This is a genomic window from Novipirellula sp. (assembly GCF_041583735.1).
Classification (GTDB): Bacteria; Planctomycetota; Planctomycetia; order Pirellulales; family Pirellulaceae; genus Novipirellula.
In genome coordinates this window covers 1-14,962 of record NZ_JBFHFD010000157.1, presented here as the reverse complement: position 1 = coordinate 14,962, position 14,962 = coordinate 1, and the positions used below count along the sequence as shown (strand labels likewise).

The following is a 14,962-nucleotide window of genomic DNA, read 5'->3' as shown; positions in this document are numbered from 1 at the left end:
TTTGTAGGAATCCGTGGACATAAATTCGGGCGGCACAAATTCGGACTGGCAAATTTTTCCCGCCTTCGATGTCGACAGTGCCATTTCGAGAGGCGTGTTCCCCGGCGTGACGACCAACACCGAAACGTTTCGCATCGGCGTTAGGGCTGCATAAGCGACGTTGTCAATCGCCAGGTCGTCTTTGATGTCCAACGCAAGTTTCAACGAGATTGCTTCTTCGCTTTCGATCGAAAACGACAACCCCGCTTGTTCGCCGACCGGCAAATCGACACTCGATGCGTCTAGCAGTTCGTCGTCCAGGGTTAACGTCGCGGTTGCCGATGCTTGTCCCGTGCCCAGATTCAAAACGGTGGCAAAGATCTGCACTTGCTCGGGTTTTTCGATATTTCGTTCGGCAGAAAACGCGGTGATAGCCAAATTGGTCACGTCGCCCGAGCCGATTGGAATATAGGTAGGCGTTAAATTTCCAAGGTCAAACTCGGTTACCGTTTGGAAGCCTCCGTCGCTGTACAGCAGCAAATCGGCAGGCATCGCATCGGCAACTTGCACATCGTTCACGTCGCCTGCTTCGCTGGTTCGTCGCGGGTTCGCCAGTCCGTCGGCCGCCTTGAGTGCGCCGAGCACATCGGTCGGCCGGTTGGTCACCTCGGCACGCGAAAGCGCGTCACGTAATCGGTTGCGATCCGACGTGAACGATTGCAAAACCTCGGCGCGATCACTGAATGAGACCAACATTGCCGTTTCGCTGTCGGACATCGCCTCGATCCGCTCGGCCACCAATCGTTTTGCTTTTTCAAAACGATTGGCGTCATCACCCACATCGGTCGTCTGCATGCTGGCCGACGTATCGATCAAAAACACCAACCGGCCCTGGCTCGATGTCTCGCCGCGAACGCCCGGACGCAACATCGCAAATGCCGCAAGGGCGACGATCAGCAATTGTAAAAACAGCAAAATGCTGCGGCGAAGTCGTTGCAGCAAACTGTTGACGTGCAGGTCCTCGATCGTCTTCTTCCACAAAAACGTGCTCGGAACCTCGACTGGTTCCCGCCGGAGTTTCAAGAAATACAGCAGGATGATGCCGATTGGGATCAGCGAAAACAGTGCCCAGTGCAGCGGCGTTAGCGTTGAAATCCAACTCATCGCACCACCCCACGCTCACGCAGATAGCGAGTCACAATCGTTTCGACCGACGTGTCGGTGCGAACGGGAATGTAAATGATCGATCGCTTAGAACAAAAGTGTTTTGCGGAATTCATAAACGCTTGAACGGTCTCTTTGTATTTGTTCAGTACATGCGCGTTGATCGTGATCTCGGCTTCGTCACGGTCTTCGACATCGATCAATTTGCGGTCGCCTCGCAGCGGTGGATCGATTTCTTCGGGCGACAAGATGTGCATCACAAACACATCCATCCGTCGTCCGATCAACATTCGCAGCGCCGATTCGTAACCCTCCTTGTCCATCAAATCCGTTAGCAGCACCGCGACCCCGGTGCCGGTCGCCCGCAAGGCAAACTCTTTCACACCATCGTGTAGTGAAACATTGTGACCACTTTGCACTGAATCGAGATACGCCAGCATTTTCCATAAACTGGCTCGGCCGCGAAGCACCGGAGCCCGCCGGCCTTCGGGGCCAAGCACCGACACACTAACGCGGTCGGCCCGGCACAGCCCGACATAACCGAGTGCTGCTGCCATCTGTTTCGCGACGCGAAGTTTGGTGGGATCGCCAAAGTTCATCGATTCGCTGGCGTCAATCAACGAAAAGAAATGCAGGTCTTCTTCTTCAAGAAACAACTTCAAAAACAACTGGTCCAGACGTGCGTACAGGTTCCAATCGATCAGTCGCAAATCGTCCCCGGCGACGTAGTGACGAAAATCGGCGAACTCGACGCTTTCCCCTTTGCGTCGGCTGCGGCGTTCGCCTTTCATCCGTCCACGAAAGACCTTGCGTGAGACAAGTTCCAAACGTTCGAGTCGCCCGAGCAATTCAGGGCTTAGCAGTGGATCCGTTGCAGTCGCTGGCATGAAAGTTCATCGTGAGCGGTGGAGAGCGATTTTGTGTTCCTCTTTATACACGAAGTGGTCTGGGGGCGGTGACCGACTGCCATCTACTTTGGCACTAGGCGGGTTCGCATTTTTAGCGGAGTGGCGCAAACCGCCCGGTCAAAATCGAACGTTTGCCCCGCCGCAACTGGGCGGGCCTCGCGCCGCACCGTTACCCAAAGTAGATGGCATCTGGACGACTTATTCTGCCACTGGCACCGGCGCAAACGGGCTACTTTGGGGGGAGGGGATATTTCTGGCGACGAAAAAGAGGAGAAACACGGCCACCATGATTAACACGACCCGCAGGGTGCTTCGAGGATCGAAATTCGGACGTCGGTTTTGTCGGACAATGTAAATCACCAGCAGGGGACCGCCGAGAATTAGTAACGCATTGTTCCGCAGCGATAGCAGCACGTCGCCATGCAGCAGTGCCAATACCGCTCGCGTTGCACCGCAGCCCGGGCAATGAATCCCCGTGGCCTGGTAAAATTGGCACTTGGGGAACCAGGAACGATTTTCGGGCTGGATCATTTGCAGCAAAACGATTCCGGTGGCGGCACCGACTACTAGCGTCGCGACGATCGCGATTAGCAATAACGGCTTGGATTTTTGATGTTCGTTCATTTCGGCCCTCAGTTTACCAGAAATTTCTAGAAAACCGCGGTGGTGTGGCCGTCCATTGGACATGGTGACGAGGGATCGACCACGAACATTTCTCAACCGGCTTGTTTGATTCGCGACGACTTGCGACCATGTGTGCCGGCGGCGGGTCGGAAACGGTATTTTGCGTTTTCGCGACCCCGCGGTGGGGCAGTAGCTTCAGCTATCGAAATCTCCTTCAAACCCATCTAAAAACTCCTATTTACCCATGTCTGAATCGACAAACGCTCACGCGAACGACGCTTTTGATGAGCCCTGTGCCATCGTGTTAGCCGCGGGCAAGGGAACTCGAATGAAGAGTGACCTGCCCAAAGTGCTCTGTCCGGTGGTCGACCGCGCGATGATCCACTTTGTGCTGGACGCATTGGAAAACGCGGGCATCAAGCGACAAATCATCGTCGTTGGTTACGAGGCGGACGCGGTCAAAAAAGAGCTTTCCAGCCGCGGTGGCAACATCGAATTTGCCTATCAAAACGAACAGCTCGGCACCGGTCACGCGGTCCAAATCTGTCGCCCCGCACTCGAAAAGCAGACGGGGCCGACGATTGTCGTTGCAGGCGATTCGCCGCTGATTCAATCGACCAGCTTAAAAAAATGCCTCGATCATTTCCGCGAAACCAAGCCCGCCTTGTTGCTCGGAACGCTCGAAAAAGAAAATCCCGAAGGTTTGGGACGGATCGTGCGTGACGCCGCAGGCGAGTTCATCGGGATCGTTGAACATAAAGACGCCAGCGAAGAACAGCGTAAGATCACCGAAGTCAACATGAGTACTTACCTGTTCAACACTCCGGACTTGTTGGACGCATTGTCAAAATTAAGTAATGACAACGCTCAGGGGGAGTATTATCTAACCGATACCGCCAAGTTGCTTCGCGAAGCCGGGCGGCCTGTCGAAGCGATCGCAGTGCTGAAGCCTTGCGAATCGCTTTCGATCAATAATACAGATGAGTTGAAACTAGTCGACGAAACGATGCGATCGATGGGGTATGCATAAGCTGACATGCGTGAATTGAAAATCTTCAGCGGCCGAGCCAATCTCGATCTCACCACCAAGATCTGCAAGCATCTGCATCTTGAACCGGCGAAAATCACGCTGGGCAAATTTCCAGACGGCGAAAACTACTGCAAACTTGACGAAGACGTCCGCGGTCGTGACGTGTTTCTCGTTCAACCGACGTCGCCACCGGTCAACGACAACTTGTTCGAGTTGTTGGTGATGATCGATTGCTGTAAACGAGCCAGCGCCGAACGGATCACCGCCGTGATCCCCTATTTTGGCTACGCTCGGCAAGACCGCAAAGACGAAGGCCGAGTGCCGATCACCGCAAAATTGGTCGCCAACGTGATCGCGCGTGCCGGCGCGGATCGTGTGCTGACGATGGATTTGCATGCGGCTCAGATCCAAGGTTTCTTTGACGTGCCGGTCGATCACTTGTATGCCGCTCCGGTTTTGAACGACCACTTTCTCGCTCGCGGGTTGAAAGACGAAGAGATCGTCGTGGTCAGCCCCGATGAGGGCAGCATCAAACGTGCGGTCGGACACGGCAAACGACTCGGCGGATCGCTGGCGATCGTCGACAAGCGACGGACCAGTGCGACCGAGGTTCGCCAAAGTACGATCATCGGTGGCCCGGTCGAAGGCAAAGTGGCCTTGTTGTTCGACGACATGATCAGCACTGCAGGGTCGATCTGCGGTGCCGCCCGCTTGGTTCACCAAGCCGGCGCCAAAGAAATCCATATTGCTTGTACGCACGGCATTTTGTGTGGGCCGGCGATCGAGCGGCTTCGCGAAGCTCCGATCGATTCGATTATCGTGACCGATTCGATCCCGCTGCCAGCAGAAAAGCAATTGCCCAATATGGTTCAATTGAGCGTCGCCCCGCTGTTGGCCGAAGCCATCAAACGGATTCACCACGATCAATCGATCAGCGAACTATTCCGCGAACGCTAGAGGTGTCGCGTTTTAAGTCCAGCTGCCAGCTGCTAAATGCGGGCGGTCGACGTGAAGCCTCGGCAGCAGTGCGTTCCAAGGCAGAGCCCAGCGGCGTGAACGGTTTTCTGGTAGCTGCCTTCGCCAGAAAGAGGTGATTCGCATTTGCATGCTAACCATCCACACTTTGGCGAACGTAGCTACGAAACGCAAATGCACTATTTTTCAAGCCTCGAAATCGTTCACACCGTCGCGTAGAGCTGGGGAACGAGGTTTTCCGAGCGGACGGAAATTTTTTTGGGCGTTGGCGCAAGCAATTGCGACGACTCGAAAAAACACCTTCGTTTTGCAGTCCTTGGTTAGCGTTCTGTGAAGAAAACACCGTAAAACGCTTTGCTATCTGCCCTGGTTCGCCAAGAATTCTCACGCGGCTGCTCTTTCGCGAGCCGAGCGAAATTAGCTACGGTCCCTCTTGATGTTCTTTCCGGCGTAGCGAGAGCCCCCCCTCGTGTTGCACGGATCATGTTTCACATCGAAAGTGGTACTTATGTCCCATCGTGACTACGCGAAATCTCGATCCAAGTTGTCGATGTTTGGTGGCGCCGACGCAGACGAGCTCGCTCCGTTCCGCACCACCAGTTTGATGTGGATGTCGGGCATCTCGTTGTTGATCGTTCCCATGTTGACGTTGATTGATGTTCCCGTCGGCCGTTGGTTGGCGATCAATCGGCCCTCGAAAGAGATTGCCAGTGTCTTTGAACTGACTGGCTATTTTTCGCATGCAACCGGCGTCTTTTTGATCCTACTTTGTATTTTGCTGATGGCACCGCGTCGCCGCCGCTATGTCCCGCGGCTTGCCGTGCTTGCGATGGGCGCCGGAGCGGTGTCGACAATCGCAAAAATGTTTGTCTTGCGAGAACGTCCCAGCCGTATCAATCTCGACATCGCGACCTATGACAAAGCCTGGCACTGGGTGTTCGATTGGTCGTTGGATCAAGTCGCGACGTTTGATGCAGGCACACGAGCATTTCCCAGTTCGAATATGGCAGTCGCAGCCGCGTTCGCGATCGGGCTTGCAGCGGTCCTACCGCGAGGCCGGTGGGTGTTTGCAATGATGCTGCTTGGCACCATGCTGCAGCGAATGTACTCCGGAGCCCACTTCATCAGTGACGTGTTTGGCGGAGCCGCGTTTGGTTTGATTTGGGGCTACGTTTGCTTTCACCCAAAATTGCTCGGCAGTCTGTTTGATCGAATGGAATCGGAACGACGGCCGAAACGACCGTTGTTCGAAGAAAAGTTGCCCCGCATTGACGAAGCGACTCGAGTCGATGAGGCTGAAAGCGGCGAAGACCGAATCGCGGCCTAGCGTCGCGTAGCGGATGGCTTCCGCGGCCTCGAGAAATCGAAAGTTTTCTAGGACGGACACTCTCCTCAGGCACCGGGAAAGACCATACTCCCCCCCTCCTCAGTCCCAAGCAATACTTTTCTTGTAACGATGACACGACTATTCGCAGGCACTCCATTTGATATCCCGCCCACGTGTGATCGTTGTGGTGAACTCGAAGAGGCGTGCAAGTGCCCACCACCTGCTCATGAGTATCTGCCGGCGGAAAAACAGACGGCAAAGGTGTTCACCGAGCGACGTAAAAACAAACGCGTGATGACGATCGTCAAGGACTTGGATCCCGAGGAAACCGATCTATCAAAATTGTTGTCCGTTCTGAAATCGGCAATCGGTGCGGGCGGATCGCTGCAAGAGAATCAGATCGAGATCCAAGGTGATCATCTCGCCCGCGTGCAAGAGAAACTCAAGTCAATCGGCTACCGGGTCCGCTGAATCGTGGACTTCCTGCGTTGTACGGGCCAGCGGAATTGTACCGATGATGTTTCGTTCGCGGATTTCGTCGTCAAAATCGGTGTACAGACGCAAAAAGCGAACGCACAACTGACGTCCTGCGACCCCTTTTTCGATATCGGGATAGTGTCGGCAAAAGATCTCGAAAACTCGGATCGCTTCGTCGCAGCTGCGGTCAACTAGATCGGGTTCGTCGGCGCGCAGTGCGATCGCGGCATGCAAAAGCGTGCGGTCTTCTCGGTCGACAAAAAAGACGATGCCTTCAAAAAAGAGGCACCGACCACGCAGGAACTCGAGCAGACTCGCATCGTAGCCGACTTCGTAACGCGGCTCCGTACCGGGCTGAAACAGCTTGCGAATCCGCTGCCACCACGACAGCGGAGCTTCGTCGACCGATGGCGGAGGCTGGTATGGATTCGGCGATTCAGTCACGGGTCGCTATCACTTGTTTCGTGGCTGCAGCGGAGCCCCAGCAGCATTCGCTTGAGAACGCTTTTAGTTTAGCAGTTCTCGCTGCCACTTGTTTCGTCCGCCGGGGCAATCCCGGGCGGAAGGGGCTTCTCGTTTCCGCTCGGGATTTGGTCCCAGCGGTATCCGCGAATTGGATCCGGATCGCTTATGCGGCCGAGCGTTCTGCCTTCGTCCCGGCGTTCTCGAGCCAGTGGATGATGCCTTTTAGGTCTTTGTTCCATGCGTCGCTGACACGTCGGGCGCAGAACGTATGGAACATCAAGTCGATCGTTTCGCTGAGCGTTCGGATGGCATCAATCCGCTCGTCCACTTCGAAGTCGGCATCCTCGTCGACGTGAATTTTCGCCCCGCTGATGCCAAACGTCTCGGCTTGCAAAACGAGGTCGAATTGTTGACCATCGCGAATCACGGTCATGCCCGATTTCCGAGGCAATTTTCCCGATCGAATCGCGTGCATCGCTTCGGGCAGTTTGATTGGACTCTCGTGCGAGATCGTCTCTTTTCCCGATTCGCCTAGTGGGCACTCCAACGAGAGTGTCTTGGTCAACATCACGGTAACTTCCGAATTATCGGGCAGCGTGAATGTGTCGCAATCGTTTTCAAGCGTCCACCACAACCACAACAAAAATTCGTTGCCGAGAAAGTCGGGGGCTTTGGAGTGTTGGTTTGTCCAGGCGAGGTCGCCATGAGGGACCGCTGGGACAAAGTTTGCTGGCACGAGGTCGTCGACTTCGGCATACAGGTCGTTTTCGATCGCCCACGCCTGCGCGATCGAACCGGAACTAATATGTCGCAGTTCGACGTTAAAGACGCGTTCGAGCAAATCGGCGCAGTTGCCGCTGGCGGTCCCGGCGGAACCACCAAAATAGAGCGTTTCTCGGGTGTGATCCCACAGCAGCGGAAATTGTTGCATTTTGCGATACTTGCCCGATGCCGCCTCGACTTCGCAACGCTGTTCGACCGCTTCTTTGGCTTCTTTTCGGCCCGCTTTGGACACCACACCGCTTGGACTATCTTTCGCCAATGCCAATAATTCCATCTGCAGCCAAGCTTTGCGGATGGCCGAGGGAATTTGGTTGGTATCAATGCGGACGCTGAAATGGACAGCTTGGTCGAGCACGTTCTTGCTAACGTCAAACTCTTGGTCAAACAGGTGGGCACCGCCGAGAAAACCGATATGAACATTCTCTGCGGATGCGGTTTGGTTATTGCCAGCAACGTTTTGGGCAAGAAGTTCGATTTGCTCGTCGCCAAATTCTGCGACTTCAAAACCACTGACACTGAATCTCTCGAATGCAAGGCTGCCGCCGAGGAATGGCATAAACGTTCCCATTATCAATTGAGGGCGTCCCTCGTCGATCGAGGGCAAACGGACAGGTTGTGTCCACCACTTATCGACCGCTGCCGGCAAAGAGTTTGCTGCTGATTCAAGAAGTCTCACGATGCGACCACGTGACACGATCGCGTCTGCTAGACTTTAAAGTGCGATACGGCACAGTTTGCCCAATCGCAAAAATTGTTCGGAGGGTGAACCGGGGGCGTAGTGGTGTACCCTCTCGCGGTAATTGACCTGCAGTTTTTAGGCGAATGGAGCTTCCAAGTTATGACGTCTCGATCTTCATGTGAGCAGTCCACCGTTACGTCGGTGGATGCTTATGCGGCGGAACCCGGTTTGCTGGTCGAAGACAATGTGCTTGTCCAGCAGTCGCTTCTGCATGCGTTGGAGATCATCGGGTTCCCGGCAAAGTCTGCGGCGGGCGGGGAACAGGCGATCGAAATGTTGCAACACACGCCGTTTCGTTTTGTCTTAATGGACGTGCAAATGCCAGGGATCAGCGGTATCGATGCGCTTGGAAGAATTCGCAAACTCGATGGGCCCAACAGCGATGTGCCTGTCGCCATTATGAGCGGGAACGATTCCGAATTGGCTGCCGCGATGGCGGCCGGAGCGGACGAGTTTATGACCAAACCAATTTCCGTTTCCGAACTGGGGAAAACGGTCCGCGATTTGGTTGCTCGTTCACGCCGGGAACGGGCAAAATAATTTCGCCCCAACAGAGGTCGCGAACGCGAGGGGGGGGGGCAAAACAAGAAAAATAGCGATGAGCGGACTCGAACCGCTGACCTAAGCCTTATGAAGACTCCGCTCTAACCGACTGAGCTACATCGCCGTGTGGGTGAAAAGTGTACCGGATTTGCTTCGGTTGAAAAAGCCGATGTAGTGACACCTTTTTTCGCATTTAGGATCGCGCTGTTTCACCCCAGTTTGGGTGATGCGGACTAAAGGGTTTAGTTCGCGACAGATCCTTGCTTGCTCACCAAAATTTCCGGAAACATTCACTTCCGATTTGCAGTTTTATAGTGCGATGAGGCGTCCTCGAAAAGGGCAGGTTTGCCAGGAAATAGGGATCTCCGGAGGATGACTCGCTTTTCCCCACCGTAGAAATCAAGATAGAGATGGCTTCATGATCGCAGAGATCTGATTTTTCAGCGATTTCTCGCGAGCGGGTTACGCGAATTTGAGGTTACATCGGCGTGGTCACACGATGACAAATAGAATGGCTTTGCTTGCCCTTGATCTGGTTCAATGAAGGAATCACGCATGAATAATGATCGTCCACCGCCCGTTTCGACGAACGACGCGGGGCAAGAAAATTTGCGTGATTGCATCGCGAACGCCGGCACCTTGGCTATCGCGGATGCGATGATCGTTGTCGATCAGATCGCGGTCGAGTTGGGCCGATTGCACCGCGGCGGTAAGGCCCATGGGGCGATTGGGCCGTCAAGCATCGTTCTGACCGACGACGGATTCGCCAAGATCGGCGGAGCTGAATTGGCGTCGCTTGGCCCCCATCGGGACGTCGATATCGCAGACGACTTCTGCGGATTAGGTTGGACGCTCCATTTCATGCTGACGGGATGCGATGCCATCCCGGGGACCTGCCAATCCGCAGGTGATGCCAAGGCGGCTGGGGGGACGTGGGTTCCCGGACAAAATGTTCTGGAAAATTCGCTCCGATGTTCGCCGGCCGCGATCGAATCCGTCGATTTGGGGGTGGTAAATCCCATATTTAGACGATTGGTTTCTCGAGATGAGACGCAGCGTTATGCTTCGGCCGAAGAGCTGAGATCCGACCTAAGACGGTTTGGGTATGAGCAGTGCGAGGCATTCTCGGACTGCGGCGAACCACAGCCGGCGGAAGCCGATTCGAGTCCTTTTCCCCGTTCGAAGAACTCAGGCAAGCGTCGTCATTGGGCCGCAGCCTTGGTGTTTGTTGCCGTCGTCGTTTTTGCCGCAGCGAGTTGCCACTATTGGCCGTGATGATCTAAAAGGACCGGGTTGGGGTGGGGTGAGTTTGAATTTTCCGCATCGATTTCGCCATGATTCTGGCGATTTCGCTCCCCCCACACGATGTGTGACCTATGTTTGCAATGGTCCGAGATCGAATCGTTTGCGTTTCCTAACGGCAGGATCGAATCGATTTCGGAGCGGTGGATCCAGCTGACGTGGCGAATGCTGTGTCGGTACTTTCTCGCAATATGGGGTTCGGTTTGATGGGGCAATCTTTTGCTGTTTTGAGTCCGGTTCCGTTGGCAACGGCAGATCCGGATAAAACGAAAACGCCGCGTTTGATGGTGGTCGATTGCGATGTGAATTTTGTCGAGTCGCAACGACGTGTCTTTCGTCCCTTCGATGTCGATTTTCTAGCCGCCTTTAATGGCAAACAGGCGTGCTGGCGGATCGTCACTGAGAAACCGGACCTGATCATCAGCGACACTCACACGCTGTACGGCGATGGTCAGAATCTTGTCCAGTGGTTGCAAGATAACACCGTCTTGCGGTCGATTCCCGTGATCGTCGCCTCCATCGATTCCGATGGGCATGATATCCGGTGTCAGCGAATGCAGCCCGCCGCAGACGAATTTGTAGCCAAGCCGATCGCATGTGATCAAATGCGGCAAGTCGTCAGTCGATATATTCCGCTGACGCTCAAGAAACCGCTGTAGTCGCCATTGGTTTCCTTCCGCCGAGACATGCTCGGCTTGAAACCGAATCGCATTCCTAATTGGCGACGAACGTCTTACCAGTAGATCCCAAAGTTGGGACCAATCTGTACCCCGCCTCGGTATCCGTACGGATAGGCGCCACCGTAGTAATAGGGGCGGCCTCCGTATTGGTAGTAGCGATACGGATAATACGATGGATAGCGATACACTGGGGGATAAGGCACTCGGTAGCGATAGCTGCGATTGTCTTGATAGCGATAGCGTTCGCCAGTCCAATCGTTGCTCAGGTGTGGCAGGTTGTAGGGGCGTTGGAAGTTGCCTTGGTTTCCACCGCCGTGATTGCCGTGATCATGGCCATCGTGGTCACCGTGGCCATGTCCTCGGCCGTCCCGCTGAACCACCAATTGGACAAAGTCGGCAGGGTTAAAATCATTGCTCGACAAGTCGTCTTCGGAATTGTTCTTTGTGTCGCGGTCACGGTTCTGCGGTTGGTCGCCACGGGGTTGGGGGGCCACTTGACTCTTCAGTTCGTCCATCTCCTTCTGCAGCGAACGTATTTGTGCTCGCATGTCGTCAATCATTTCTTCCATCACATCGGGGGCACCTTGATGCATCAGTGGCGGCATGCCTAGATCCAGCGGTTGGCTACCAAATGGCTGGTCTGCGGGGCCGCCGAAAGGTCGGCGGAACCATCGCAGTGGGGCGTTGCCGACCTGCCCAAGCGTCACGGCAATCTGTTGCTCTTCGTCGTCACGCTGTACCGTCAAGTTGACTTTTTCGCCCGGTTCAAGGTCGCGAACCTTTTCCACAAATTCGTCGATCGAAGTGACTTTGGTGTTGTCGATTTGGATCACCACATCACCGGGACTGAGGCCAGCCTTCTGAGCGGGGCTGTTCGGGTGAACTTGTTCGATTGCGACGCCTGATTCACCATTGTCGCGGTCTGCCAAAGCTACCCCCAGCCAAGCTTGACGACTGTTGGGCAACGTTTTTGCTTCCGCAGCCAAGGCGACCTGTTTGGTCATTTTTTGACCACGCCGCCACACGCTGACGTTGACAGTATCTTCGGCGCTGAGTCCCTCGATGACTTGTTTCAACTCCTTCGGGGTCGATACGGTTTTGTCATTGATGGCCAGGATATAGTCGCCACGCTCGATCCCGACCCGTTCGGCGGGACTGCCCGTGACAATGTCGTGGACGCACACGCCTTGGCCAGGGCATGATCCGACGAGCACGCCAAGTGCGGGGGAATCGCGGTCGATATGCTCTTCCGGATCGACTTGCGACGAGGCAGAGGAGGCTGCGGGGGCGGTGGTATTTGGGGCGGTGTTTTTCTGTGTTTCGGCGGTCTCTTGAGAAATTGCAGCGGCGCCCGATAGAGGCACCGTCACTGCACCGGCGATCAACCACGCGAGTGTTGATTTCGGGTAGGTTTTCATGGTCTTGAAATCCGTGAATGAAGAGTGAGTGTGCGAGAACAAACGATGATTTTGATCGTGCAAATCACGTTCCCGATGATGGGAAACCGAAACGCAAGGGATGCGTTCTTCAACTCGCATGCCATGACGATCCGTTTCCGAGCCCGGCGATCGGCAGAGGGTCACATTGGCCGCGCTTTTTCGCTCGGCAATTCCCTCTCACGCAGCCCAACGCCCGCTGCGGGGATCAACTATAATGTGGAGGCGATCGACGCATTGAACAATTGGAATCGGGTTTGGCGGAATCGGGTTTGGTAGAATCGCTCGTGGGCGGCGTTCCGTCGATTGGATCATTTTCAGCATGAAGGTTCTCGTTGCGGAAGACAGTTCGGTGTCCCGGATGCTGTTGGTCAATCACCTGCGGCGATGGAATTACACGGTCGTCGAGGCCGTCGACGGCGAGCAGGCGTGGAATCTGTTCCAGGAGCAGTCCTTTTCGCTAGTGTTGACCGACTGGATCATGCCGAACATGGACGGTCTCGATCTGATCCGCCGCATCCGCAGCTCGAAACATGCCGGGTATTGCTACCTGATTTTGCTGACCTCCAAGTCTGAAAAAGAGGACTTGGTCATTGCGATGGAGTCGGGGGCGGATGATTTTCTCGTCAAACCCTGCGACCAAGAAGAGTTGCGAGTCCGGCTTCGCGAAGGGGAGCGGATCATTCGGCTGGAACAGGAATTGGCGGAGCAGAACCGGCAATTGCGAGAGACGCAGGCGGCGTTGGTCGAGAGCGAAAAACTAGCCAGCCTTGGTCATCTCGCCGCCGGTATGGCACACGAAATCAATAATCCAATCGCCTTTGTCACCAACAATCTTGCCGTGCTTCGTCGCGATCTCAGCGACATCGTTCAGCTGGTCGACAAGTACGAAGAATTGCGTCCGTTCATTCAAGGGGCGCCCCCGCCGCTGCTCGAGGAGCTTTCGCAGCTGCAGGAGGACTGTGACATCGGGTGGTTGAGAGAGCATTTGCCACAGCTGCTACAATCATCGACCGAAGGTTTGTCACGTGTTCGTGATATCATCATGAATTTACGTGACTTTGCGAGGTTAGATCAGGCGTCCGAAGACCAATTGGAACTTCGTCTCGCCATCGAATCGACCCTGCAGGTGCTGAATCTTCAGATCCAAGAAAAGCAGATTCAGGTCCAAGCACAACTCGATTCGGACGCCACGGTGCAGTGCCGACCTGATAAAATTCATCAAGTGATTTACAATGTGGTGCTCAATGCGATCCAAGCGAGTGAGGTGGGATCGGTCGTGAAAGTTCGCTTGGCGAGCGATCCCGATTGGATCCGTATCGAAGTCCAAGATTACGGATGCGGCATGGATGCTCAAACTAAAAATTCCGTCTTCGAACCATTCTTTACAACCAAACCGGTTGGCACGGGGACGGGGCTTGGTATGGCGGTTAGCTACGCGGTGGTCCGTGACCACGGTGGTTCGATTGCAATCGAAAGTGAGTTAGGGCAGGGAACGACGGTACAAATTAAATTGCCTCGAGTGAATCAAGGTACCGGTTAACGACATACGTAGAAGCAGGCGGAACAACGAATGGCCAAGTCGCACTCGATTTTGATTGTCGATGATGAACCTGATGTCCTTTTCTCGTTGACGGGGCTATTGCGACGTGATTTCACCGTCCATACGGCCACCAGCGGGACGGAGGCTCTTCAGATCATGGAAGAGCACCCGGTGCATGTGATCATGACGGACCAACGAATGCCGTCGATGACAGGATCCGAATTGATGCAGAAGGTGCGGAATGCTCACCCCGAAGCCATTCGAATTATCTTTACCGGGTATGCGGACACGCGAGCGGTTGTCGATGCGATCAACCAAGGCGAATTGTACCGCTATATCACCAAACCATGGGATCCCGATGATTTGCTTGAAATGCTAAAAGAAGCGGCTCTGCGGCACGACGCCATCGACGCCCAGGCGGAACTGATGCACTGTTTAAGCGACTATTTTGATGATGCCGACAGCGTCGCGGGCGCCGTCGATGACGCCAAACTTGACGACGATACGCTCGATCGTTTCAAGTCTCAAACGACGAACCTTCGTCAATCCCTGCAACGTGCAAAGGTTGATGATGAGTGATCGGCAACTTGCACCCTTGGTCGTTTTGATTGATACAGCTGCCTGTTGTTGGCATGCGGCGACTTTCGACTCGTCCGGCAATCCCATTCCGTTACTACGCAGTGACGAAGGGAATTTGGATCCGTATCTCGGACAACCGTTTGACGAGCAGATTTCGTTTTTGCGTCACCGTATCGCAGGAGTGCTGCAGCGCGGGTGCGATCGTCTGTTCGCACGCCAGATGAAAGCGAGTCATTTTGTCTTGATCGCCGATGGCAACTTTCCCGAAGCCGACGAAAGTGTCACGCCACGGTTGGCCGAGCACTTTGTCCAGTGGATGATGAATCCGCCGGTGGTGTACCTGCGTGCTCCCCAAGGGTTCAACGTGCAGGACGCCGGAGATCTCGAAGTCATTGCCGGAGACTTTCC

The 14,962-nt window shown here is 54.7% G+C and carries 17 protein-coding genes and 1 tRNA gene; 11 read left to right on the top strand and 7 right to left on the bottom strand.

The window, feature by feature from the left end; genetic code table 11:
- The 3 genes from ABX962_RS13835 to ABX962_RS13825 form a co-directional block, all read right to left on the bottom strand.
- Nucleotides 1-1,143: BatA and WFA domain-containing protein (locus ABX962_RS13835; protein WP_372720337.1), on the bottom strand; the 1,143-nt coding region annotated here is incomplete at its 3' end.
- Nucleotides 1,140-2,030, bottom strand: coding sequence for a DUF58 domain-containing protein (locus ABX962_RS13830; RefSeq protein WP_372720335.1), 891 nt, complete (start codon nt 2,028-2,030; stop codon nt 1,140-1,142). The genes ABX962_RS13835 and ABX962_RS13830, both read right to left, overlap by 4 nt.
- 219 nt (nt 2,031-2,249) lie before the next feature.
- Nucleotides 2,250-2,675: a DUF2752 domain-containing protein gene (locus ABX962_RS13825; protein ID WP_372720333.1), complete on the bottom strand. Its 426-nt coding sequence runs from the start codon at nt 2,673-2,675 to the stop codon at nt 2,250-2,252.
- Nucleotides 2,676-2,919: 244 nt separating this feature from the next.
- Between ABX962_RS13825 and ABX962_RS13820 the strand changes: the two genes are divergently transcribed.
- The 4 genes from ABX962_RS13820 to ABX962_RS13805 all read left to right on the top strand — a co-directional run bounded on the left by ABX962_RS13820 (nt 2,920) and on the right by ABX962_RS13805 (nt 6,478).
- Complete coding sequence (locus ABX962_RS13820; RefSeq protein WP_345327787.1) at nt 2,920-3,705, top strand: sugar phosphate nucleotidyltransferase; 786 nt, start codon at nt 2,920-2,922, stop codon at nt 3,703-3,705.
- A gap of 6 nt (nt 3,706-3,711) precedes the next feature.
- Nucleotides 3,712-4,662 carry a ribose-phosphate diphosphokinase gene (locus ABX962_RS13815; RefSeq protein WP_372720330.1) on the top strand — a complete coding sequence of 317 codons (951 nt, stop codon included), beginning with the start codon at nt 3,712-3,714 and terminating at the stop codon, nt 4,660-4,662.
- Between the two features lie 526 nt (nt 4,663-5,188).
- Nucleotides 5,189-6,007 (top strand): phosphatase PAP2 family protein, encoded by an 819-nt coding sequence (locus ABX962_RS13810; RefSeq protein ID WP_372720328.1) that lies wholly within the window; start codon nt 5,189-5,191, stop codon nt 6,005-6,007.
- Between the two features lie 129 nt (nt 6,008-6,136).
- Entirely contained in the window at nt 6,137-6,478 is a 342-nt protein-coding gene (locus tag ABX962_RS13805; RefSeq protein ID WP_372720326.1) for a translation initiation factor, read from the top strand.
- Here ABX962_RS13805 and ABX962_RS13800 read toward each other — a convergent pair.
- Both ABX962_RS13800 and ABX962_RS13795 read right to left on the bottom strand, forming a co-directional pair.
- Nucleotides 6,455-6,928 (bottom strand): hypothetical protein, encoded by a 474-nt coding sequence (locus tag ABX962_RS13800; RefSeq protein ID WP_372720324.1) that lies wholly within the window; start codon nt 6,926-6,928, stop codon nt 6,455-6,457. The two genes, ABX962_RS13805 and ABX962_RS13800, sit on opposite strands and share 24 nt — an antisense overlap.
- Before the next feature lie 184 nt (nt 6,929-7,112).
- A complete protein-coding gene (locus ABX962_RS13795; protein WP_372720339.1) occupies nt 7,113-8,288 on the bottom strand; it encodes a hypothetical protein in 1,176 nt (391 codons plus the stop codon).
- A 282-nt stretch (nt 8,289-8,570) separates the two neighbouring features.
- Here ABX962_RS13795 and ABX962_RS13790 point away from each other — a divergent pair, with 282 nt between their 5' ends.
- Nucleotides 8,571-9,011, top strand: coding sequence for a response regulator (locus tag ABX962_RS13790; protein WP_372720322.1), 441 nt, complete (start codon nt 8,571-8,573; stop codon nt 9,009-9,011).
- Nucleotides 9,012-9,064: 53 nt separating this feature from the next.
- On the opposite strand, the gene ABX962_RS13785 is transcribed toward ABX962_RS13790, so the two are convergent.
- Nucleotides 9,065-9,138, bottom strand: a tRNA-Met gene (locus tag ABX962_RS13785).
- A 431-nt stretch (nt 9,139-9,569) separates the two neighbouring features.
- On the opposite strand from ABX962_RS13785, the gene ABX962_RS13780 reads away from it, so the two are divergent.
- Both ABX962_RS13780 and ABX962_RS13775 read left to right on the top strand, forming a co-directional pair.
- Nucleotides 9,570-10,289: a hypothetical protein gene (locus tag ABX962_RS13780; RefSeq protein ID WP_372720320.1), complete on the top strand. Its 720-nt coding sequence runs from the start codon at nt 9,570-9,572 to the stop codon at nt 10,287-10,289.
- A gap of 170 nt (nt 10,290-10,459) precedes the next feature.
- Entirely contained in the window at nt 10,460-10,975 is a 516-nt protein-coding gene (locus ABX962_RS13775; RefSeq protein WP_372720318.1) for a response regulator, read from the top strand.
- Nucleotides 10,976-11,049: 74 nt separating this feature from the next.
- Here ABX962_RS13775 and ABX962_RS13770 read toward each other — a convergent pair whose 3' ends face one another.
- Nucleotides 11,050-12,414, bottom strand: a complete 1,365-nt coding sequence (locus ABX962_RS13770) for a PDZ domain-containing protein (RefSeq protein ID WP_372720316.1) — start codon at nt 12,412-12,414, stop codon at nt 11,050-11,052.
- A 45-nt stretch (nt 12,415-12,459) separates the two neighbouring features.
- Between ABX962_RS13770 and ABX962_RS13765 the strand changes: the two genes are divergently transcribed.
- From ABX962_RS13765 to ABX962_RS13750, 4 genes are all read left to right on the top strand, one after another.
- Complete coding sequence (locus tag ABX962_RS13765; protein WP_372720314.1) at nt 12,460-12,711, top strand: hypothetical protein; 252 nt, start codon at nt 12,460-12,462, stop codon at nt 12,709-12,711.
- Between the two features lie 43 nt (nt 12,712-12,754).
- Nucleotides 12,755-13,975 carry a sensor histidine kinase gene (locus tag ABX962_RS13760; RefSeq protein ID WP_372720312.1) on the top strand — a complete coding sequence of 407 codons (1,221 nt, stop codon included), beginning with the start codon at nt 12,755-12,757 and terminating at the stop codon, nt 13,973-13,975.
- A gap of 30 nt (nt 13,976-14,005) precedes the next feature.
- Nucleotides 14,006-14,554 carry a response regulator gene (locus tag ABX962_RS13755; RefSeq protein ID WP_339945237.1) on the top strand — a complete coding sequence of 183 codons (549 nt, stop codon included), beginning with the start codon at nt 14,006-14,008 and terminating at the stop codon, nt 14,552-14,554.
- Nucleotides 14,544-14,962 (top strand): hypothetical protein (locus ABX962_RS13750; protein ID WP_372720310.1); only part of this gene is annotated, 419 nt, incomplete at its 3' end. The genes ABX962_RS13755 and ABX962_RS13750, both read left to right, overlap by 11 nt.